This window comes from Acidovorax sp. FG42, assembly GCF_057809195.1.
On sequence record NZ_JBMDJM010000009.1, the window covers coordinates 14,529 to 35,030 of the forward strand.

Below are 20,502 nucleotides of genomic sequence, written 5' to 3' on the forward strand. Positions count from 1 at the left end.
AGCAGCCCACGCCCCTGCAGGGACATCGCGAGCCGCAGCCCTACCCCGCCTGCCGGAAGGCCATCACCGCCTGGTTGCGCAGGGTGCGCAGCAGGCCCAAGGCCTTGTCGTCCACCACAATGCCGCCCGGCGTGGCCTGGTCGGCATAGATGAGGGCAAAGGGCTGCCCCTTGATCTGCAGCGGCAGCAACAGAAACGACGGCGCATTGACGCCCTTGCGGTACCACTCGGGCAGGCGCGCCTGTATGCGGGGCTCGGTAGCGTCGTTGATCAGGGTGTCGGCGCCGCGCAGGCATACGGCGGCAAATAGGTCGCCCTGGGCCTTGAGCGGCACCTTGAGGGCCCGCACGGCCACCTCGCTGCCCTCCCCCAGGCCAAAGCGGCCGGTCAGCATGTCGGTGCGGGCCTCGCGCAGGCAAAACACCATGCGCCGAAAACCCAGGGCGCGGAACATGGTCTCCAGGATCATTCGCAGCACATCGTTGAGCTGAAAACTCTCGACCATCGCGTTGGTGATGTCCTGGATGCCCGCCGCCAGCACTTCATTGACCTGCGCTACCGACACTGCGCCACCCGCCTGGGATTCGAGCACAGCGGGCAGGGGCTGGGTTTCCGTCACCCGCAACTCGTGGGCGCCGAGGGCATCGTCGGGTGCGGCTTGCGCCCCGGCGGCCGGGGGCAGCTTGAGCAGGCGGGCCGCCGGCGTGTCGGGGTCCACGCGCAGGTCCAGCGCCTCGGCCAGCGCCACCAGCTTGTGCCGCGCGCGCAGCGTGGCGTCGGCAATGGCCTCGGCCGACAGCGCCAGCGTGCGGGCGTAGCGTGTGCCCACCTGTCCCAGTTGTCCCTCTAGCTGGGCGGGCTCGCTGAACAACAGGGCACTGGCGACCTCGTTGGCCGCCATGGCGGCCCAGCGCAAACGCTCCACGCCCTGCTCGGGCGCACGCTGCATGGGCGAGCCCAGGGGTTTGCGCATGCAGCGCTGCAGGCTGTCGGGCAGGCCCCAGACGCGCGCCACGCCAACACCCAGGTCTTCAAACCCCAGCCCCAGCACCTGGACGGATGCGGCCTCCTCGCCCCCTTCCAGCCGCCCGGACGCCACCAAGCTGCGCACCTGCCGCGCCTCTTCGGGAAAGTAGAACTCGCACAGCATGCGCCCCAGGTTCTGGAACATCGCGCCGATGAAGGCCTCTTCGGCCGCCTGGCTGGTGCTGCACAGTTCGGCCGCGACCGAGCCCGCCATCATGGCGCGCAAAAATTCCTCGCGCATCTGGCTGGCATGGGCCTTGTCCTGCATGTGGTCCAGCAGCACCAGGCTCAGCGCCATGTTGCGCACCGCATTGAAGCCCACCAGACTCACCGCGCGCGACACGGTGCTGATGGTGCCCCGGCTGGCGTGGGCGTAATGCACGCTGTTGACCAGACGCAGCAGCTTGTTGGTGAGCGCCACGTCTTTCAGGATTTCGTGGGTCAGGTCGCTGATGCTGTCGTCTTCCGAATTGGCCACCCGCTGGATGCGCGCCACCGAATCCGACAAGGCCGGGAAGTCGCTCTTGTGGCGCATGCGCCGCAGCAAAAAGTCCAGCGTGGCGTTGCTGGCAGCCGATGGCGCACTGGCCGGTGCCGCCCAAGCGCGCAACGCATCCCGAAAGTCCGCCGCCGTGGCGTAGCGCTGCGCCGGGTCACGCGCCATGGCCCGTTGAAGAATGGCGCGCAGGCCATCGTCCACGCCGGGGCCCAGGTCGGCGGGCAGGGCCAGGTTTTCGTTGGCAATGCGGTACAGCGCCTGCCAGGTGTCCTTTTGGTGGATAAGGGGGCGCCCGGTCAGCATCTCGATGAGCACCAAGCCAGCGGAATACACGTCCATCGCGGGGGTGGGCGCGGCGCCCGCCGCAGCCTCCGGCGCCATGTAGGCGGGCGTGCCGCTCGCCAATTGCGCATCCGGTGCGGCCTGCACAGGGGCCGCCATGCCAAAGTCCATCACCCGGGCGTGCCGGTGCGCATCGATCATGATGTTGGACGGCTTGAGATCGCGGTGCACGATGCCCGCCTGGTGGGCGGCGTGCAAGCCATCAAGCACATCCACCATGAGCGCTACGGCATCATGAGGGGTACAGCGCCCTTGCTGGGCCAGGTGCTCGGCCAGCGTGCTTCCGGGCACGTACTCGAACACGATGTAGGGCTGCGCGCCCTGCACATCGGCCTCGAACACCGGCACGATGTAGGGGTGGGCCAGACGCCCCACGTGGCGGGCCTCGCGCAGCCACTGCTCCAGCACGGAGGGGTCCTGGTCCTGCATGGGGCGCATCAGCTTGATGGCCACCTCGCGCTGCAGGCGCGGGTCCAGCGCCAGCCACACGGTGGCCTGGGCGCCCCGGCCCAGCTGCTTCTTGAGTTCAAACCGCCCCAGCGACGCAGGCGGCTTGTCGCCTGATCCGAGCGCCCATCGTCTGGCAGTGGAAAGCGGGGCAAAATCGGTCATGGTGCGGGTAGCAAAACCAGGCGCCGCACGGTGTGGCGCCCCGGAGCACACATCTTATGCCTGCGCCAGCCCGGTTAATGCAGTGATTCCCCTGCCCCGATTACTTTCTGTCTCATGACCACCACCCACCTGCTGTACCTGCACGGGTTTCGCTCGTCCCCCTCGTCGGCCAAGGCGCGCCAGACTGCGGCCCACGTGGCGGCCCACCACCCCTCCGTGACCTTCTGGTGCCCGCAGCTGCCACCATCGCCCCGGGCCGCCATGGCGCTGGTAGCGCAGGGCATTGCCCACTGGCCCCGGCATTCGATGGCCGTGATTGGCTCGTCGCTGGGCGGCTTCTATGCCAGCTGGGTGGCGCAGCACGCGGGTTGCCCGAGCGTGATGCTCAACCCCGCTGTGGACCCGGCACGCGACCTCGCCCGCTACATCGGCGAGCAGACCAGCTGGCACGACCCGAGCGAGCGCTTTTATTTTTTGCCGGAGTACATCGGAGAGTTGCAGGCCCTGGACATGCGGGCCCGCCCCGCTGCCGCCCGCGAACTGGCCCTGATTGCCAAGGGCGACGAAGTGCTGGACTGGCGCGAGATGGTGGGGCGCTACCCGCAAGCTGAGCAGGTGGTGCTGGAGGGGGGCGACCACGCGCTGGGCAACTATGGGGACTACCTGCCGTTGGTGAGCCAGTTCCTGCAACTGGCCTGAACTGAACGCGCGGCAGCCGTCCGCAGCGCATTCGGTCAGGGTTTCAGGTGGGATGAAATCCGCCGCCCCTGCTCGCGCCAGCGCCCATAGTCCGCCGGGTACGCAGCACGGTATCGCTTGAGGTGAAACGCCGCCTCGTCGTCCAACCCCAACATCGTGGCGCTTTCGATCAGCGGCTCGATCACCCGGGGCTCGGGCGAGAAGTGCAGCAGCTTGTTGGCCACCCCAAAGACCTGGCCCGCATTGCTGGGTGACAGCTCGATGGTGGTCAACAGCGCAAAATCGACCTGATCGGTGAAGAAAGGGGTGCTGCCCACCTTGCGAACGGTGTCCTGGCGCAGGGAGGGTGGCCGGTCGGCCAGCGGCCGGTACAACTGGCTGACGCGGTAAAAATCCCAGCTCACATAGGCCCCGAGTGCCAGCGCGCCCACGATGATCGCGGCCGCACCCCGGCGTGCGGCCAGCGAAGTTGCCCAGCCGGGCAGCTGCCAGCGCCACAGCAACGCAACGGCCAGCACCGTGACCAGCTGGAACGGCCCGTACCACAGCGGAAACTCCAGCAGGCTGTGCAGCCCCACCAGCGCCAGCACGCCCCAGGCCAGTTGCCGTGCCGGATCGGTCTCGCGCCAGGGCTTTTCGCGCAGCACCCACACCACCACGGCGGCGCAAAAGATCAGCGCCACCGGCACGCCCAGCTCCACCGCCAGGTGCAGGGGCAGGTTGTGGGCGTTGTCCAGCAGCACACAAAACCGTTCCCCCGGGAACACAGTGACGTAGTGCGCGTAGTCCAACTCCCCCCAGCCCCAGCCCGCCCAGGGCTTTTGCGCGATCAGGTGCAGCACATTGGCCCACAGCACACGGCGGCTGGTGCAGCCCGGCTCTTCGTCGAGGATGCGCACAAACAGTCCATCCGATGCAAAACCGGTCCAGTCCAGCAGCAAACGGGGCAGCAGCCAGGCCGCTGCGCCATACAAGATCAAACCCACCAGTCCTAGCCCCAGGACCAGGCGCCCCCACGACACGCGCCAGCACAACACCAACCCCAGCATCAACAGCCACTGCACGGCCCCGGTGCGTGAGGCCGTGGCCGCGCTCGACATCGCCAGCAACGCCAGCCCCCAGGCCACCAGCAAGCCCGTCAACCACCCGGGCCAGGCCTTTCCTCCCTGCACAGGGGCGGCGATGCCGGGGTGGTCCAGACGTGCCTGCATCTGGGCCAAGCCCCACAGCAGCGCCCAGACGCCCAGGCTCAGCAACGTTGCCTGCTGGTTGCGCTGGCGCAGGTTGCCGATGGCCTGCCCCAGGGTAGAGGGCTGCACGCCGGGCAGGCCGGGATCCCCCACAAAATACTGCAGCAACCCGACGGCCGCACTGGCCAGCGCTGCGACCAGCAGGCCTGCGGCCAGCATCCGGCTCGACACCAGGGCGGGCGCCCCCCCGGTCTCCCCCTCCTGATCCCGCCCCGGCGTACTGCCGCAGCGAGCCAGGGCCAACAACACCAGCACCGCGCCGCAGCCCCAGGACACAAGCAGGGGCCAGAAGTTGTTGATGGGGGCCTGCGTGAAGCAGAACAGGAACGGCAGCGCCAGTGCCAGCAGTGTCAGCGGCGTGGCCATGGTGGCAAAGGGCATGGGATGGCAGGTAGGGGCAAAAAGGCGCGCCGTGGATCATATGCGCCGCCGCCCGGGCGCCCGCTGCGCCCATGGGACAATCGCCGCCATGCACGCATTGTTTGAAGAAGCCGGCAAATTTCTCGCCGGCCGTATCCTGTCCGAAGCCGATACCTCCGCCCAAGTGGAGCTGGACTCGGGCAAACGGGTCAAGGTCAAGGCCGCCCACATCCTCCTGAAGTTCGAAAAACCCGCCCCGGCAGAACTCATCGCCCAGGCCCAGGCCGTGGCGGAGACCATTGAACTGGACCTGGCCTGGGAATTCGCGCCCGAAGACGAATTCGGCTTTGCCGACCTGGCGCGGGACTATTTCTCCGAGAACGCCACCCTGGCCCAGCAAGCCGGTGCGCTGTTCCGCCTGTACGACGCACCGCACTACTTTCGCCGTGCGGGCAAGGGCCGCTTCAAGAAGGCCTCGGCCGAGATCCTGCAGCAGGCGCTGGCCGCCATCGAAAAGAAGAAGGCCATCCTCGCGCAGATCGACGAGTGGGCAGCGCAACTGGGCCGCGGCGAATGCCCGCAGCCCATCCGCGACCAGCTCTACAAGATTCTGTTCAAGCCCGACAAGAACGCGCCCGAGTACAAGGCCGTGGTCGACGCCAGCCGCGCCACGCACACCGCGCCGCTCGACCTGCTGCAAAAGGCGGGCGCCATCGACTCGGCCTACCAGTTCCACTGGAAGCGCTTTTTGTTCGAGAACTTCCCCAAGGGCACGGGCTTTCCGGCAGTCACTGCACCGGTCATTGCGGACGAGCTGCCGCTGTCGCCCGCGCAGGCCTACTCCATCGACGATTCGCAGACCACCGAAATCGACGATGCGCTGTCCGTACAGGGCCTGGGCAAAGGCACCGTGGTGCTGGGCATCCACATCGCCGCGCCGGGCCTGGCCATCCAGCCGGGCAGCGCCATTGACCAGCTGGGCCGCGCCCGCTTGTCCACCGTGTACATGCCGGGCTACAAGATCACCATGCTGCCCGACGATGTAGTGCAGGCCTACACGCTGGACGAAGGCCGCGCCAACCCGGCCGTCTCGCTGTACGTGACCATCGACGAGGCCACGCTGGAGTTCAAGAGCTCCGAAACCAAGCTGGAGCGCGTGCACGTGGCCGCCAACCTGCGCCACGACCAGCTCGACGCGGTGGTGACGGAAGAATGGCTCACCAACCCGGCGTTTGAGCACCAAAACGACCCGCAGCGCTTGTCCGAATTGCGCCCGCAGCTATCGTTTTTGCACCGCCTCGCCAAGGACCTCAAAGCCCGCCGCGAAGTCGTGCGCGGCAAGCCCGAGAACTTCAACCGGCCGGACTACAACTTCCGCCTGGTCGGCAACGACGGCGCCGAGCCCACGGGCGACGAGCAGGTGCAGATCAGCGTGCGCCAGCGCGGCGCGCCGCTCGATCTGATCGTGGCCGAGGCCATGATCGTGGCCAACAGCACCTGGGGCAGCTGGATGGCGGAGCTGGGCGTGCCCGGCATCTACCGCAGCCAGGCCAGCATGGCGCCGGGCGTGAAGGTGCGCATGGGCACCAAGGCGCTGCCGCACGCGGGCATCGGCGTCAAAGCCTATTCGTGGGCCACGTCGCCCCTGCGCCGCTACACCGACCTGGTGAACCAGTGGCAGATCATTGCCTGCGCGCGCCACGGCAAGACCGCTGCGCTGGCCGCGCCCTTCAAGCCCAAGGACGCCGACCTGTTCTCCATCATCAGCAGCTTTGACGCGGCCTACAGCGCCTACAACGGCTACCAGGCGGGCATGGAACGCTTCTGGACGCTCAAGTATGTGGAGCAGAACGGCATCACCGAGCTGAACGCCACCGTCTTCAAGGAAGGCCCGGGCGGCAGCTTCCTCGTCCGCGCGGACGACATTCCGCTGGTCTTCCCCGTGCTGGGCGCGCAGAACCTGCCGCGCGGCGCGCGCCTCAAGGTCAAGCTGGGCGAGGTGGACGAAATCACGCTGGATATCCACGGCACCGTGATCGAGCGCCTGGACGACCCCGCAGACACCAGCGACGATGGCCCCGTGGATGATGCCGAGGACGACGACACCGTGGCCGGCCCGATTGCGATTGCGGTGGATGTGAACGAGGCCCCCGTCGACGCCGCTGCAGCGGCCCCCACCGCTTGAAGCCCCGGACAGCCCCCTGATAATTGCCGGCGATGAAACTCCCTGCCTTCCTCCGCACCTTCAGCACGCTGCAGCTGGCGCTGGGCGTCTCCATCGCCGTGCATGCTGCGCTCATCTCGGTGCGCTTCATCGACCCCGAGGGCTTCAACCGCGTGTTCCAGGACACGCCACTCGAAGTCATCCTGGTCAATGCCAAGTCCAACGAGCGCCCCGACAAGGCCCAGGCGATTGCCCAGGCCAACCTGGCGGGCGGTGGCGATGCAGAGAAGGGCCGGGCCACCAGCCCCCTGCCGTACACCGCGCTCACCACAGTGGGTGACGACTACGAAGAAGCCCAGCGCAAGATGGACGCGATGCAGGAGCAGCAGGCCCAGTTGCTGGCCCAGCTGCGCAAGCAGCTGGCCACCATGCCCGTACCCGATCCGCGCCAGGCCAGCCAGAGCGCCGAACAGGCCAGCGAGCAGGAAAAGCGCCGCCAGCTCGTCAAGCTGCTGGCCGAGATCGAAAAGCGCATCAACGAAGAAAACTCGCGCCCCAAGAAGCGCTACATCAGCCCCGCCACCCGCGAAGAGGCCTATGCCATCTATTACGACGCGCTGCGCCGCAAGGTGGAAGACAAGGGCACCGAGAACTTCCCCGAACAAGGCGGCCGCAAGCTTTATGGCGAGCTGACGATGATCGTCACCGTCAACCACGACGGCCGTGTGCTGGGCACCGAGATCGTGCAAGGCTCGGGCAACAGCACACTGGACCGCCGCGCCGAAGCCATTGCCCGCGCCGCAGGCCCGTTTGGCGCCTTCGATGCCGAGATGCGCAAGAAGGCCGACCAGATCGCCATGGTGGCGCGCTTCAAGTTCACCCGCGACCAGACCCTGGAAACCGTGGTGAAGTAACTGCCCGGAGGGGGGTAGCAACGAGGCGTGCCAAGCAGGCCTCCGAGCCCACCCACCCGCCCCACAGAACACACCGCAAGGCCGCCCGTACCGCCAGCCCCACGCAGCCCTAGCCACTCCATGACATCCCCCGCCTCCCCTGCCGACCTGTACTGCGTGATGGGCAACCCCGTGGCCCACAGCCGCTCGCCTGCCATCCACGCCCGTTTTGCCGAGCTGACCGGCGAACACATTGCCTACGAACGCCGCCTGGTGCCCATGGACGGTTTTGCCCAGGGCGTGCGCGCGTTTGCCGCTGAGGGCGGGCGCGGCTGCAACGTCACCGTGCCCTTCAAGACCGAAGCGCCGGGCCTGGCCACCGAATGCAGCGAGCGCGTGCAACTGGCGGGTGCGGCCAACACCCTCACCTTCCGCGCCGACGGCAGCATCTACGCTGACAACACCGACGGCCTGGGACTTGTGGCCGACATCACGCGCAACGCGGGCGTGTCGCTGGCCGGGCGCGATGTGCTGCTGGTGGGCGCCGGGGGCGCCGCCGCAGGTGTGTTGGGCCCGCTGTTGCTGGCGGGGGCTCTCCACATCACTGTGGCCAACCGCACCCTGGCCAAGGCGCAGGCGCTGGTGCAGTCGCACAGCGCCTTGGCTGCGCTACAAAAAGCAGAGCTGTCAGCGCAAGAACCACTAGCGCTATCGACCCATTTCGATGTAATCATCAACGCCACGGCCAGCAGCCTTTCTGGCGGCGGCATCCCGGTGCCCGCCAGCGTGCTGCGCCCCGGTGCCCTGGCCTACGACATGATGTACGGCCCCGCAGCACAGGGCTTCCTCGACTGGGCCCGGCAGCACGGCGCCGTGCCCCGTGACGGCCTGGGCATGCTGGTGGAGCAAGCCGCCGAGGCTTTCTTGCTGTGGCGCGGCGTGCGCCCGCCCTCGGCCCAGGTGCTGCGCGAAATGCAGCAATCTGCCACCGCCTGAGCCCCGGGGACGCCACGATGAAAGCCGTGCTGCGCTGGCTGGGACTGCTGGTGATCGCCTTCGTGGCGCTGCAGCTGTTCTTCGTGCTGCGCATTGCCGCCATGGTGGCGATCAACCCCCAATCCACCACCTTCCAGCGCTCCGAAGCCTGGACGCTGCTGGCCAGCAAAGGCCACGTGCCCTGGCGCCAGCAATGGGTGCCGTACGCGGACATCTCCGACCACCTCAAGCGCGCCGTCATCGCCTCGGAAGACGATGGTTTTGTGAACCACGACGGCGTGGACTGGAACGCCATCGAAAAAGCCTGGGAGCGCAACGCCAAGGCCGAAGCCCAGGCCAGCAAGGCGCAGGCCCGCGCCCCCGAGCGCCCGGTGCGTGCCCCCAAGATCCGGGGCGGCTCCACCATCACCCAGCAGCTGGCCAAGAACCTGCTGCTGTCGGGCGAACGCACACTGCTGCGCAAGGGGCAGGAGTTCGTGCTCACGCTGGCGCTGGAGCAGTTGCTCTCCAAGCAGCGCATCCTGGAGATCTACCTCAACAACGTGGAATGGGGCGAAGGCGTGTTCGGCGCCGAGGCTGCTGCGCAGCACTACTTCCGCAAGAGCGCCAGCCGCCTGAGCACAGCCGAGGCCGCACGCCTGGCCGTGATGCTGCCCGCGCCCAAGCGGTTTGAGAAAACGCCTGGCTCGGCGTATCTGGCAGGACGGACACGCACGATCCTGGGGCGCATGGGCGGCGCGGAGTTGCCCTGAACGTCACCCACCGGTAAGCAGCGCGCCTTATTGCCCCTGCGGCGCATCGCGCCGCCGCTGCAGCCACAGCGCAGACTCCCCCTCCGGCCGCAGCGTCACCTGTAACCGGGGCGCGCCCACGGCGCTCCCCTCCGGCAGCCGCACCGTGTAGCGCTGCAGCAGCATGGCCGCCAGCAGCGTCATCTCGAGCATCGCAAAGTGCTGGCCAATGCACACGCGCGGCCCCAGGCCGAAGGGAATCCAAGCGCCCCGGGGGATGGGCTGCGCGCCGTCCAGAAAACGCTCGGGACGGAAGCAGTCCGGCTCGGCAAACCAGCGCGCATCGCGGTGCAGCACCCAGGGGGTGATGCGCAGCATGGCGCCCGGGGGCACTGGCACGCCGCCCAGCGTGATGGGCGCGGTGGTGCGGCGGCTCATCAGCGCGGCGATCGGGGGGTACAGGCGCAGCGCTTCTTTCAACGTAGCGCCCAGCCAGGGCAGCTGGGCAAGGTGCTCGGGGCCGGGGGTGCCGCCCCGCAGCACGGCATCGACCTCGGCCTGGGCGCGCTGCGCGGCCTCGGGGTGCTGGGCCATGAGCAGGGTCCACCACAGCAGCGTGGTGGCGCTGGTTTCGTGCCCGGCCTGGAAGCTGACGATGCACTGGTCAAACACCTCTTGTGCTGACAAGGCATCGCCGGTTTGCTCGTCGCGCAGGGCCAGCAGCATCTGCAGCAGGTCCGTGCGCGCAGGGGCATCGGGCGGGGGCACCTCGGCCTGGCGGGCATGGATGTGGCGCCACACTAGTCCCTTCAACGACCGGATCGCGCGCCGCTTGGCCGCCTTGCCCGGCAGGGGCAGCCAGTCGGGCAAAGTAAAGGGCATGAACATCTCCTGGTAGGCCGTGGCCCCCAGCGTCTGCGTGGCCCAGGCAGCATCGCGCGCATCGGCCTGGGCCGAGGTGCTGAACAGCGTGCGCAGGATCACGTCCATGGCCACGTCGGTCCACAGCGCATCCACCGCCACCTGCGCACCGGGCTGGCCTGGCGGCACGGCCGCATCGAGCGCGCTGCGGGCGGCATCGGTCATCAGCTGCGCGTAGCCTGCCACCCGCTTGGGCGTGAAGGCGGGCATCAGCATGCGGCGCTGGCGCTGCCAGGTGTCGCCTTCGGTCACCAGCACGCTCTGGCCAAACACTTCCTCGAACACCTCCATGCCACGCTCCCAGCGGATGAGCTGGTCGGCATGGGTGACCAGTGCTTCGCGCACCAGATCAGGGTGCATCAGGTCCCACGCATCTTCGTACCCTAAACGCATGCGGGTGAGGTCGCCATGCTCGCGCTGCAGTTGGGTGACAAAGCCCAGGTAGTCGGACCGCATGGCGCGCAGCAGCGGCAGGCCCCACCAGCGGGTTCGCGGGCCGCGTGGCGTTGCAGGCGTGGTGGGAGGAGTGGGAGAAGCAACAGAAGAAACAGACGAGGTGGTGACTGTGGGCGTGTTCATGCCCCACATGCTGCAGCGCAGCGACGACTTGGTATTGAACGATTGCGACAGCCCCCGTCGCCTACACTCGCGCCCCATGGCAAGCTTGGCCCCCCTCTCCCCTCGGCACCCTGCCGGGCTGATCCCCTCGGGCGAGCTGTGGCTGCCGCGCCCCAGTCTCACGGCCTGCCTGCGTGCTGCCATCGCGCGCAGCACGGTGGGCCACACGCTCAGCGATGCACAGCGCATCAACCGCTTTCCGGCCTCGCCGCTGTGCAGCCTGAGCTGGTGGTTTGAAGGCCGCAGCGAGGCCCTGGTGGCCGAGCGCCCCGACTCCATGCCCACGGAGCACAGCCCGCGCGAGGCCTACCCCGGCCGCTGGGTGCTGGCCGGCCCGCAGACCCGCCCCACCTCCAGCTACTGCGCCGGGCCCACGCACGCCATGATGGTGATGTTAATGCCCGACGCGCTGCACCAGCTCACCGGCGTGGACCCTGGGGCCCTGACCGATCGCATGGTGGACGCGCAATCGCTGTTGCCGCCCGACTGGATGGCGCTGTGCGAGGCGGTGCAGAACCTGCCCGACAACGCGGCCCGCCTGCAGCACCTGGAAGATTTTCTGGAGCCCCGCTGGCAGGCCTGCCGCCCCGCACAATCCTTGCCCACACAGCGCTACGGCGACTGGGCTGCACACCTCGCACAGCGCGCCGCCCTGTCCGCCCCTGGCCGCAGCCTGCGCCAGCTGGAGCGGCGCATCAAGCGCTGGGCCGGACTGCCCCTGCGCGAACTGCGCGGCTTTGGCAAGGCCGAGCAGGCGTTCTTCGACACCATCGCGGCCGAGGCTGCGCAGGGCTCGGTCAAGTGGGCCGATGTGGCAGCGGGCGCCGGGTTCTCGGACCAGTCGCACCTGTGCCGCGTCACGCGCCGCATCACCGGCTACGCACCGCAGGCGCTGTATGACGGCATCTACGGCGACGAGGCGTTCTGGGTGTACCGGATCTGGGTGTAGGGCAACAACGCGGAACCCGCCCCGGGGGCAGTTCCACTCACGGAATGTGCGTTTCTTGGAAGGTCACCCGGCGCCGCTGCGGGTCGAAGAGGCCGCCCTCGGGCAGCACATGCATGCGGATATCCGCAGCCTTGGCCATGGGGCCGTCGTCGTCCACGATCTGCGCCCGGCGGGCGTCAAACAGCTTGACGTAGTAGTTGCCCAGCACCTCCCACATGCCGTCCGGGCGCACCAGCAGGGCGGTTTCCTCGTCAATGCCCACACCGATCAGCTGGGGGTGGTCCAGCACCGCGCTGATGAGGCGGTTGTAGCGGGCACGGTGCATGAAATGCTGGTCCACGATCGCACCCCGGAAGAGGCCGAAACCGGGTGCCAACTCTTTCATGCCTCGGGCGATGTTGACCTGCTCTTCTTCGTCGGAGTTGCGCGGCGCCCGCCATTTGCCCGTGAGCATGAGCCGGCTCATGACCGAGGCCCCGGCCGACGTTCCGCCCACCACCGCCCCCGCCACGTAGCGCGTTTCGATGGTCTGCAATGCGCGGGTGCCCACCAGCAGGGTGGACAGGCGCGACTGGTCGCCGCCGGAGAACCAGAATCCCGTGAAGCCCTCCAGCATCTGCACCACGGCAGCGCTGTTGGCCTCGCCGGGGCGAATGTCCACCACCTGCGCAAACGCGCCCAGGCGGCTGAAGTCGCGGGCCACCTCCAGGGCCTCCTCGTCCGACTTGGAACTGGCCATGGGAAACACGGCAATGCGGGCGTTCTCTGCCCCGGCCAGCGCCACAAACCGCTGCTGCACGCTGACAGGCGTTTCCCCGCCCCCCACGATCAGCAAGTGGCCCTGCGGCCGGACAAAGAGCCGCAAGACCGCCGCCAGCCTCGCCGCATTGGCTGAGCCTGCCTGCGCCGACGGGGGCTGCGCTGCCAATGGCGCTGCGGGCGGGGTGGGCACGGTGGTGGCGCCAGGCAAGGCGGGGGATGCGACCGGAGAGGCGGGCGCAGCCACCCAGGGCGACCCCGCCGTGGCGGGCTGCGCCTGGGCGAAATGCATCCCCCACAGGCACGACAGCAAAGCCGCCGCCCACGCCACAGCGGGCCGCCACACCAGAAGGCACAGGCACCTGCGCAGCAACAACACAACGTCTAGAACCATGGGCCCACTGAAGGAGAAGAGATGAAAAGCTTGCGCAGCGCGCCAACCCGTGAAGTGGGGTTGAGCAAGCTGGCAAAAAGAAGTTGCGGCCGCGCCATCACAAGCAGCGGCCCGTATACCAGGGCACCGGGCCAGATCAGCGCGGCGGCGCACAAAACAAGGCGCAAAGGGGAAAGAGGGGGTGAATTTTAGGCAAACGCCGCTTGCGCCCCCATGCACACCGTTTGGCAAGGCGCATCGAAGCCTGCCCGTATCATCCCGCCATGCTTGCCAAGTTGATGAGTTTCCTTCTGCTGGGGATCGTGCGGTTTCTCACCGGCTCCCAGGCCCGCTGGTATGGCTGTCCGCCCAAGGCCGAGCAGCGTATCTACTTTGCCAACCACCAGAGCCATGCCGACATGGTGCTGATCTGGGCGGCGTTGCCCGAGGAACTGCGCAGCATCACGCGGCCCATTGCGGCTAAAGACTACTGGACCAAGACGCCGTTCCGGCAGTGGATCACCACCGCCGTGTTCAACGCCGTGTATGTGGACCGCCAGGCCCCGCCCGCGCGGCCCACAGCGCCCGTGGCCGCAGATCCCACCGTGACCCAGGCCGCCGCAGCCGATGCCGACACGGCAGCAGCCGGGGGCCCAGACCCCTCGCCCGAAGCGCCCCCCCGCGCACCCACACCCGAAGAACTGCGCGCCGCACTGCCCGAATCCGACCCGCTGGCCCCGCTGGTGCGCGCGCTGGAGAGCGGCGACTCCATCGTGATCTTTCCGGAAGGCACGCGCGGCCATGGCGACGAGCCCCAGGCGTTCAAATCCGGCCTGTTCAAGCTGGCGCAGATGTTTCCGCAGGTGGTGCTGGTGCCCGCCTGGATCAACAACGTGCAACGCGTGATGCCCAAGGGCGAAGTGGTGCCCGTGCCCATCCTGTGTTCGGTGACCTTTGGCGCGCCCATCCAGCTCGAAGCAGGTGAGGAGCGCCGCCCGTTCCTCGACCGCGCGCGCCGCGCCGTCATTGCACTGCGGGAAGTCTGACCATGACCCGCGCGAAGCCCCTGAACTTGCCGAACGCTGCGCCCTGGAGCGCGCGCTGACATGAACCAATTCCTGCGCAACCTCACCGCCACCCAGCAGATCGGGGCCTTGTTCCTGGTCGTGTTCGGCATCCTGTCCATCGTCACGCTGTGGGCCTTTGTACGCAATCTGCGCGAGCACCCGAGCGACGACCCCGAAGCCGAAGCCCAGGCCCTGGAGGCCCGGCGGTTCTGGGGGCTGCTCAAGACCTCCTGGGTCATGGCCACGGTGTTCTGGGTGGGCTGGGTGCTGGGCGAGACGGTGGCCACCGTGCTGTTCGCCATCGTCGGCTTTTTTGCGCTGCGCGAGTTCATCACCCTGTCGCCCACACGCCGGGGCGACCACCGCAGCCTGGTGCTGGCGTTCTTCGTGGTGCTGCCCCTGCAGTTCTGGCTGGTGGGCAGCAAGCACTTCGACCTGTTCACCGTGTTCATCCCCGTGTACGTGTTCCTGGCGCTGCCGGTGGTGAGCGCACTGGCCAATGACCCCCAGCGATTTCTGGAGCGCAATGCCAAGCTGCAGTGGGGCATCATGGTCTGCGTGTACGGCATGAGCCACGTGCCGGCGCTGCTGCTGCTGGACTTTCCGGGCTACCGCGACAAGGGCGCGTTTCTGGTGTTCTTCCTGGTGTTTGTGGTGCAAACGTGCATGCTGGTGCAGCACCTGCTGGGGCGGCGCTTTCCGCACAAGCCGGTGGCACCGCAGGTGAGTCAGAGCTTTCAGTGGACGAGCTGGCTGGCCGGCGTGGCCGCCGGCGGCCTCGCGGGCGGGCTGCTCACTTTCATCACCCCCTTCAAACCTGGCCAGGCGCTGGGCATGGCGTTGCTGGCCTGCGTGGCGGGCAGCCTGGGGCACCTGGTGATGAAGGCGTTGAAGCGCGACCGGGGCATCACCAGCTGGGGCATGCAGGGCATGTCCGTCACCGGTGCGGGTGGCCTGCTCGACCGGGTGGATGCGCTGTGTTTTGCGGCGCCCGTGTTCTTCCATTCGGCACGCTGGTACTTCGGTTTGTAGAAGAATCGACCGGCAGCGCTAGTCACCATTGCCCCAACAGCTATAAAAACGAGAGCAAATGCGCATCCTTGGCATTGACCCCGGCCTGCAGACCACCGGCTTCGGCGTGGTGGACATGGACGGCCACAAGCTCAGCTACGTGGCCAGCGGCACCATCCGCACCACCACCCTCGCGCTGGGCGACTTGCCCGGGCGCCTGAAGATCCTGTTCGACGGCATCACCGAGGTCGCAGCCCGCTACCAGCCCGATGTGGCCTCGGTCGAGATCGTGTTCGTCAACGTCAATCCCCAGTCCACGCTGCTGCTGGGCCAGGCGCGGGGCGCCGCCATCACCGCCCTGGTGGCCAGCAATCTGCCCGTGGCCGAATACACCGCGCTGCAGATGAAAAAAGCCGTGGTCGGCCACGGCCGCGCCGCCAAAAGCCAGGTGCAGGAAATGGTACGGCGGCTGTTGCAGCTGCCAGGCCTGCCGGGCACGGACGCAGCCGACGGCCTGGGCATGGCCATCACCCATGCGCATGCCGGGGCGGCCATGGGCCGCTTGGGCGAAGCTGCTACCCTGAACCGCCGTCAGCATGCCATGTACAAGGATGGGCGCAGCTATTGAGCACCCCTCTGCGCGCGCCCCAACAACCCACCTCAGCCCGGCCATGAGCGCCTCCGCCCTTCCTCCCACCCCAGCCGTGCTCTCCACGCCGGATGATCGGCCGGCGTTCCTGTTCGTGAAAATCCCGCTCACTCGGCACACCGTGGACCCGCTGCACCAGCGCGAAGACCGGATTGACCAGGCACTGAGCGCCCAGGGAGTCGGCATGGTGATCGGCTGGGGCGACTCGCTGGGCGTCGCGCGCACGGATGGCAAGCGCATCGCGGAATTCATCCGCATCGACATCACCGCCCCGGTACTGGACCATGCGCGGGTAGCGCTGCACGCCTTGCTGCCCGAACTGAACGCACCCATGGGTACGCAGATTCACTACACGCTGGATGGACAACACCGCATGGATGTAGCTACCGAATTCGGGTGGCAATTGGCTGTCCCCCCGCCCGCCACGGAGCCGCCCGGCGGACGATAAGCGGTAGGCCACGGGCCGAGCCGCTAGAACGTGGTTACGCTCTGAGGGCGGCGTCTCCTGCATCTGCAGGGCTTACCGCCCCAGACCGCGCTTGAGTTCCTTGAGCAGCAACAGCACCTGGTTGGACGCGTGGCGGCAACTGCCATTGAGCAACTGTGCCGCCTTGGGCTGGTCGCCCGACTGGAAGGCCGTCACCACATCGGCCGCCTGCTGGTGAAAGTATTTGTGCCGCGCCACCAGCATGTCGAACGCGGGGTAATGCCCCAGGCGCACCCGGCCTGTGCCGTAGAGCCATCTGCCCAGGTCGCAGCGGTCGTCCTGACAGATGCGCTCAGGCCGCATGACCTCGTCGGAGCGGCCGTTGACCATGTCCTGCAGCTGCAGGCGCCAGCGCTCGTGGCTGGCGATGGCGGCATCGATGTCGATCTCGGTCATCAGCGTGGCCGCGTATTCAGCGTCCAGCACCAGTTCGCTGCCGTTGTCTTCCATGGCCCAGGTGGTCTCGGGGCTGGTGGGGTCCTGCTCCCGGATCTTGAACAAGCGGCTGAAAAAACCCATGCGTCATCCCTTTTGCACGACTGGTCCGCGCAGCGCAGGATGGCAGCCAGCGCGGAAATGTCTTGAAACATTCTGTGGTGCCTCCGCCGTTTTGGCTACCAAAAAATGACCCTCTGGTAAAAATCGGCGCAGGCAACCCTGCTGCCACTGCCAGCTCTACGCCCACCGCCTGCGCAAAAGCCGCGCGCGCCGGACAATCCGGGCATGACCTCTACTCCCCGCCGCCCTGCCCTGTCCATGCTTGACCTGGTTGCCGTCCGCGAAGGCGGCACCGTGGCCGATGCGCTGCAGATTGCGCTGCGCACTGCCCAGCATGCCGAAAAATTGGGCTTTGCCCGCTACTGGCTGGCCGAGCACCACAACATGGCGGGCATTGCCAGCTCCGCCACCGCTGTGCTGGTGGGCCACATTGCCGGTGGCACCTCGCGCATCCGCGTGGGTTCGGGCGGCGTGATGCTGCCCAATCACGCCCCGCTGGTGGTGGCCGAGGCCTTTGGCACGCTGGCCGAGCTGTACCCCGACCGCATCGACCTGGGCCTGGGCCGCGCGCCCGGCACCGACCCCACCACCATGCGTGCGCTGCGCCGCAACCGGGTGGAGACCGAAGAAGACTTTCCGCGCGACGTGGCCGAGCTGCAGCGCCTGCTGGCCCCTGCCGAACCCGGCCAACGCCTGATCGCCATGCCCGGCGCGGGCACCAATGTGCCGATCTGGTTGCTGGGCTCCAGCCTGTTTTCGGCCCAGCTGGCGGCCGAGCGGGGTCTGCCGTATGCCTTTGCCTCGCACTTTGCGCCGCGCATGCTGCACCAGGCGATTGACCTGTACCGCAATCTGTACCGCCCCTCCGCTGCCTGGCCCAAGCCCCACGTGGCCATTGGCGTGCCACTGATCGCGGCCCCGACCGACGAAGAGGCCGACTACCTGGCCAGTAGCACCTACCAGCGGGTTCTGGGCATCTTGACGGGCGACCGCCGACGCCTGCTGCCGCCCATCGAGGGCTACGCTGCGCGCCTGCAACCGCAGGAGCGGGCAGCAATTGGCGACTTTCTGGCTGCAGCCGTGATCGGTGGGCCGGACACAGTGCGTGCGGGGCTGGCGCACCTGATCGAGGCCACCGGCGCCGACGAGCTGATGCTGGTGAGCGACGTGTACGACCCTGCGCTTCGTTTGCGCTCGCTGGACATCGCCGCCCAGGCGCACGCCACGCTGGGCCAGGCCGCCGTGGCGGCCTGAGCGCCCGTCGTTTGTTCGCGCTTCAGCGCGCCAGGTAGCCCCCATCGACGGGGTAATACGCCCCGGTCACAAACGACGCCTTGCTGGACGCGAGCCAGGTCACCAATTCAGCCACCTCTTCGGGCTGGCCCAGGCGGCCGATGGGGTGGGCCCCGACCAGCATGGCGTTGATGCCGGCGTCCTGCTCCAGCCCGCTGATCATGGGCGTGTGGATAAACGCTGGGCCCACCGCATTGATGCGCACGCCGTGCGCGCTGTATTCGATGGCCGCCGCCTTGGTCAACCCCACCACGCCGTGCTTGGCCGCCGTGTAGGCGGGCGCCGTGGCAAAGCCCACCGAGCCCAGGATGGACGCCATGTTGATGATCGAGCCGCCACCGTTCTTCAGCATCGCGGCGATCTGGTACTTCATGCCGTAGAACACGCCCGACAGGTTGATGTTGATGACCTGCGCCCAGCCGTCCAGCGGGTAATCGGCTGTCGGTGCCTGTGGGCCACCGATGCCCGCGTTGTTGCAGGCCACGTCCAGGCGGCCATAGTGGGCGACGGTGCGCTGTACCAGCGCTTCACAATCCTCAGGCTTGCCCACATCGGCCGCTACAAAGATCGCGTCCCCCCCGGCCGCGCGCACCAGCGCGGCGGTTTCCTCGCCCGCCTGCACATTCACGTCCGACACCACCACCTTGGCACCTTCGCGCGCCCACACCAGCGCAATGGCGCGACCGATGCCCGACGATGCGCCCGTTACCAATGCCACCTTGTTCTTCAGCATGAAAGACCCCTTGTTCGTTCAAAACGCCTGCAACCCGATGCCACAGATCACTTTTCATTCTGCGCGCGCAATGCGTCAGCGCCTTGACCTGTGTCATGCCCCGGGCATGGAAGCTGGGTGGAGGCACTGGGCCTTGGGTAGCGGCTACCATCAGGGGCTGCCGGTCCTGTGGCGGATGTTTGCCCGTTGCAGGACTGCGTGATTGCCACGCCCACGCCCCACCACCCACGCCCGCATTTGCATGCCTGCTTTTTCCTTTGAAGCCCTAGACGCCCAGGGCCAGACCCGCAAAGGCCTCCTGGAGGCCGACACCGCCAAGGCCGCGCGCAGCCTGCTGCGGGCCCAGGCGCTGGTGCCGCTGGCGGTGGAAATGGTGCAGACAGGCCAGTCGCTGGACGGCCGGTCCGCCAGCCTGGGCCAGCGCCTCTTCACCCGGCCGGTGTTCAGCGCGACCGGGCTGGCCATCTGGACACGGCAGATCGCCGGGCTGGTGTCGTCGGGCCTGCCGCTGGAGCGTGCGCTGACCGCGCTGTCTGAAGAAGCCGACGATGAGCGCCAGCGCCACCTGGTCGCCGCGCTGCGCGCCGAGGTCAACGCGGGCGCCACCTTTGCCCGCGCGCTGTCGCAGCACCCGCGCGAGTTCTCTGACATCTATTGCGCCGTGATCGGCGCGGGCGAGCACAGCGGCAACCTGGGCCTGGTGCTGGAGCGCCTGGCCGACGACCTGGAAGAGCGCCAGGCGCTCAAGGCCAAGCTGGTGGGCGCTGCGCTGTACCCGGCCATCGTGACCCTGGTGGCCATCGTGATCGTGCTGTTCCTGGTGGGCTATGTGGTGCCGCAAGTGGCCAGCGTGTTTGCAGGCACCAAGCGCGCGCTGCCGTTCCTGACGGTGGCCATGCTGGGCCTGAGCGCCTTTGTGCGCAGCTATGGCTGGGTGATGCTGATCGCTTCAGTTTTGATAGCACTTGGGGCAAGATGGGCGCTCACCATCGGCCATATTCGCGAGAAGTTCGATGCCGCCTGGCTCAATCTGCCCCTGGTGGGCAAGCTGGCGCGCGGCTACAACGCAGCGCGGTTCGCCGGCACGCTGGCCATGCTGGCGGGCGCCGGTGTGCCCATCCTGAAGGCCTTGCAGGCCGCCGCAGAAACACTGAACAACCGCGCGCTGCGTGCCGACGCGCTCGACGCGCTGGTGCTGGTGCGCGAAGGCGCTCCGCTGGCATCGGCCCTGGCGCAGAAAAAGCGCTTTCCGGGCCTGCTGTCGATGTTTGCACGCCTGGGCGAGCAGACCGGGCAACTGCCGGTGATGCTGCAGCGCGCAGCCCGCCAGCTCTCGGCCGAGGTGCAGCGCCGCGCCATGGCGCTGGCCACCATCCTGGAGCCGCTGCTCATCGTGGGCATGGGCCTGATCGTGATGCTGATCGTGCTGGCCGTGCTGCTGCCGATCATCCAGCTCAACCAGTTTGTGAAGTAGAGCGTGTCATGCACTTTTACGCACCCGCGTCGGGCCCACAGGCTGGTGATCGCAAGGCGCGGCGCGCCGCCAAGGCAAGCGCCTTGGCAAGTGCTGCA

18 protein-coding genes are annotated in these 20,502 nt (G+C 67.8%); 12 read left to right on the forward strand and 6 right to left on the reverse strand.

Annotated elements, in window-relative coordinates:
- Positions 1-40: 40 nt before the first annotated feature.
- Entirely contained in the window at positions 41-2,479 is a 2,439-nt protein-coding gene (locus ACODSM_RS11250; protein ID WP_488805316.1) for a protein kinase domain-containing protein, read from the reverse strand.
- Between the two features lie 114 nt (positions 2,480-2,593).
- Here ACODSM_RS11250 and ACODSM_RS11255 point away from each other — a divergent pair, with 114 nt between their 5' ends.
- Complete coding sequence (locus tag ACODSM_RS11255; protein ID WP_309822052.1) at positions 2,594-3,178, forward strand: YqiA/YcfP family alpha/beta fold hydrolase; 585 nt, start codon at positions 2,594-2,596, stop codon at positions 3,176-3,178.
- Between the two features lie 35 nt (positions 3,179-3,213).
- Here ACODSM_RS11255 and ACODSM_RS11260 read toward each other — a convergent pair whose 3' ends face one another.
- Positions 3,214-4,809: a Wzy polymerase domain-containing protein gene (locus ACODSM_RS11260; protein ID WP_488805317.1), complete on the reverse strand. Its 1,596-nt coding sequence runs from the start codon at positions 4,807-4,809 to the stop codon at positions 3,214-3,216.
- A gap of 88 nt (positions 4,810-4,897) precedes the next feature.
- On the opposite strand from ACODSM_RS11260, the gene ACODSM_RS11265 reads away from it, so the two are divergent.
- The 4 genes from ACODSM_RS11265 to mtgA all read left to right on the forward strand — a co-directional run bounded on the left by ACODSM_RS11265 (position 4,898) and on the right by mtgA (position 9,593).
- On the forward strand, positions 4,898-6,973 hold the full coding sequence (locus ACODSM_RS11265) for a ribonuclease catalytic domain-containing protein (RefSeq protein ID WP_488805318.1): 2,076 nt from the start codon (positions 4,898-4,900) through the stop codon (positions 6,971-6,973).
- Positions 6,974-7,005: 32 nt separating this feature from the next.
- Positions 7,006-7,866, forward strand: coding sequence for a TonB family protein (locus tag ACODSM_RS11270; RefSeq protein WP_116747920.1), 861 nt, complete (start codon positions 7,006-7,008; stop codon positions 7,864-7,866).
- Positions 7,867-7,986: 120 nt separating this feature from the next.
- Complete coding sequence (gene aroE, locus ACODSM_RS11275; RefSeq protein WP_488805319.1) at positions 7,987-8,841, forward strand: shikimate dehydrogenase; 855 nt, start codon at positions 7,987-7,989, stop codon at positions 8,839-8,841.
- A gap of 17 nt (positions 8,842-8,858) precedes the next feature.
- Positions 8,859-9,593: a monofunctional biosynthetic peptidoglycan transglycosylase gene (gene mtgA / locus ACODSM_RS11280; RefSeq protein WP_488805320.1), complete on the forward strand. Its 735-nt coding sequence runs from the start codon at positions 8,859-8,861 to the stop codon at positions 9,591-9,593.
- A 27-nt stretch (positions 9,594-9,620) separates the two neighbouring features.
- On the opposite strand, the gene ACODSM_RS11285 is transcribed toward mtgA, so the two are convergent.
- Complete coding sequence (locus ACODSM_RS11285; protein ID WP_488805321.1) at positions 9,621-11,072, reverse strand: cytochrome P450; 1,452 nt, start codon at positions 11,070-11,072, stop codon at positions 9,621-9,623.
- Positions 11,073-11,148: 76 nt separating this feature from the next.
- Between ACODSM_RS11285 and ACODSM_RS11290 the strand changes: the two genes are divergently transcribed.
- Entirely contained in the window at positions 11,149-12,060 is a 912-nt protein-coding gene (locus tag ACODSM_RS11290) for an AraC family transcriptional regulator (protein WP_238990791.1), read from the forward strand.
- Between the two features lie 37 nt (positions 12,061-12,097).
- On the opposite strand, the gene ACODSM_RS11295 is transcribed toward ACODSM_RS11290, so the two are convergent.
- Positions 12,098-13,213, reverse strand: coding sequence for a cyanophycinase (locus ACODSM_RS11295; RefSeq protein WP_488805322.1), 1,116 nt, complete (start codon positions 13,211-13,213; stop codon positions 12,098-12,100).
- Positions 13,214-13,476: 263 nt separating this feature from the next.
- On the opposite strand from ACODSM_RS11295, the gene ACODSM_RS11300 reads away from it, so the two are divergent.
- The 4 genes from ACODSM_RS11300 to ACODSM_RS11315 all read left to right on the forward strand — a co-directional run bounded on the left by ACODSM_RS11300 (position 13,477) and on the right by ACODSM_RS11315 (position 16,367).
- Entirely contained in the window at positions 13,477-14,238 is a 762-nt protein-coding gene (locus ACODSM_RS11300) for a lysophospholipid acyltransferase family protein (protein ID WP_488805323.1), read from the forward strand.
- Positions 14,239-14,298: 60 nt separating this feature from the next.
- Entirely contained in the window at positions 14,299-15,291 is a 993-nt protein-coding gene (locus tag ACODSM_RS11305; RefSeq protein ID WP_488805324.1) for a phosphatidate cytidylyltransferase, read from the forward strand.
- A 58-nt stretch (positions 15,292-15,349) separates the two neighbouring features.
- Positions 15,350-15,898 (forward strand): crossover junction endodeoxyribonuclease RuvC, encoded by a 549-nt coding sequence (ruvC, locus tag ACODSM_RS11310; RefSeq protein ID WP_309822038.1) that lies wholly within the window; start codon positions 15,350-15,352, stop codon positions 15,896-15,898.
- A gap of 115 nt (positions 15,899-16,013) precedes the next feature.
- Positions 16,014-16,367 (forward strand): hypothetical protein, encoded by a 354-nt coding sequence (locus ACODSM_RS11315; RefSeq protein WP_488805325.1) that lies wholly within the window; start codon positions 16,014-16,016, stop codon positions 16,365-16,367.
- 72 nt (positions 16,368-16,439) lie between these two features.
- Here the strand turns inward: ACODSM_RS11315 and ACODSM_RS11320 are convergent, their stop codons facing one another.
- Positions 16,440-16,925: a CZB domain-containing protein gene (locus tag ACODSM_RS11320; RefSeq protein ID WP_015015652.1), complete on the reverse strand. Its 486-nt coding sequence runs from the start codon at positions 16,923-16,925 to the stop codon at positions 16,440-16,442.
- Positions 16,926-17,129: 204 nt separating this feature from the next.
- Between ACODSM_RS11320 and ACODSM_RS11325 the strand changes: the two genes are divergently transcribed.
- The gene (locus ACODSM_RS11325; protein WP_488805326.1) at positions 17,130-18,158 is read left to right on the forward strand and encodes an LLM class flavin-dependent oxidoreductase; all 1,029 of its coding nucleotides are present in this window, start codon (positions 17,130-17,132) and stop codon (positions 18,156-18,158) included.
- A gap of 22 nt (positions 18,159-18,180) precedes the next feature.
- On the opposite strand, the gene ACODSM_RS11330 is transcribed toward ACODSM_RS11325, so the two are convergent.
- Positions 18,181-18,930, reverse strand: a complete 750-nt coding sequence (locus ACODSM_RS11330) for an SDR family NAD(P)-dependent oxidoreductase (protein ID WP_488805327.1) — start codon at positions 18,928-18,930, stop codon at positions 18,181-18,183.
- A 241-nt stretch (positions 18,931-19,171) separates the two neighbouring features.
- Here ACODSM_RS11330 and gspF point away from each other — a divergent pair, with 241 nt between their 5' ends.
- The gene (gene gspF / locus ACODSM_RS11335; RefSeq protein WP_488805328.1) at positions 19,172-20,404 is read left to right on the forward strand and encodes a type II secretion system inner membrane protein GspF; all 1,233 of its coding nucleotides are present in this window, start codon (positions 19,172-19,174) and stop codon (positions 20,402-20,404) included.
- Positions 20,405-20,502 lie beyond the last annotated feature (98 nt).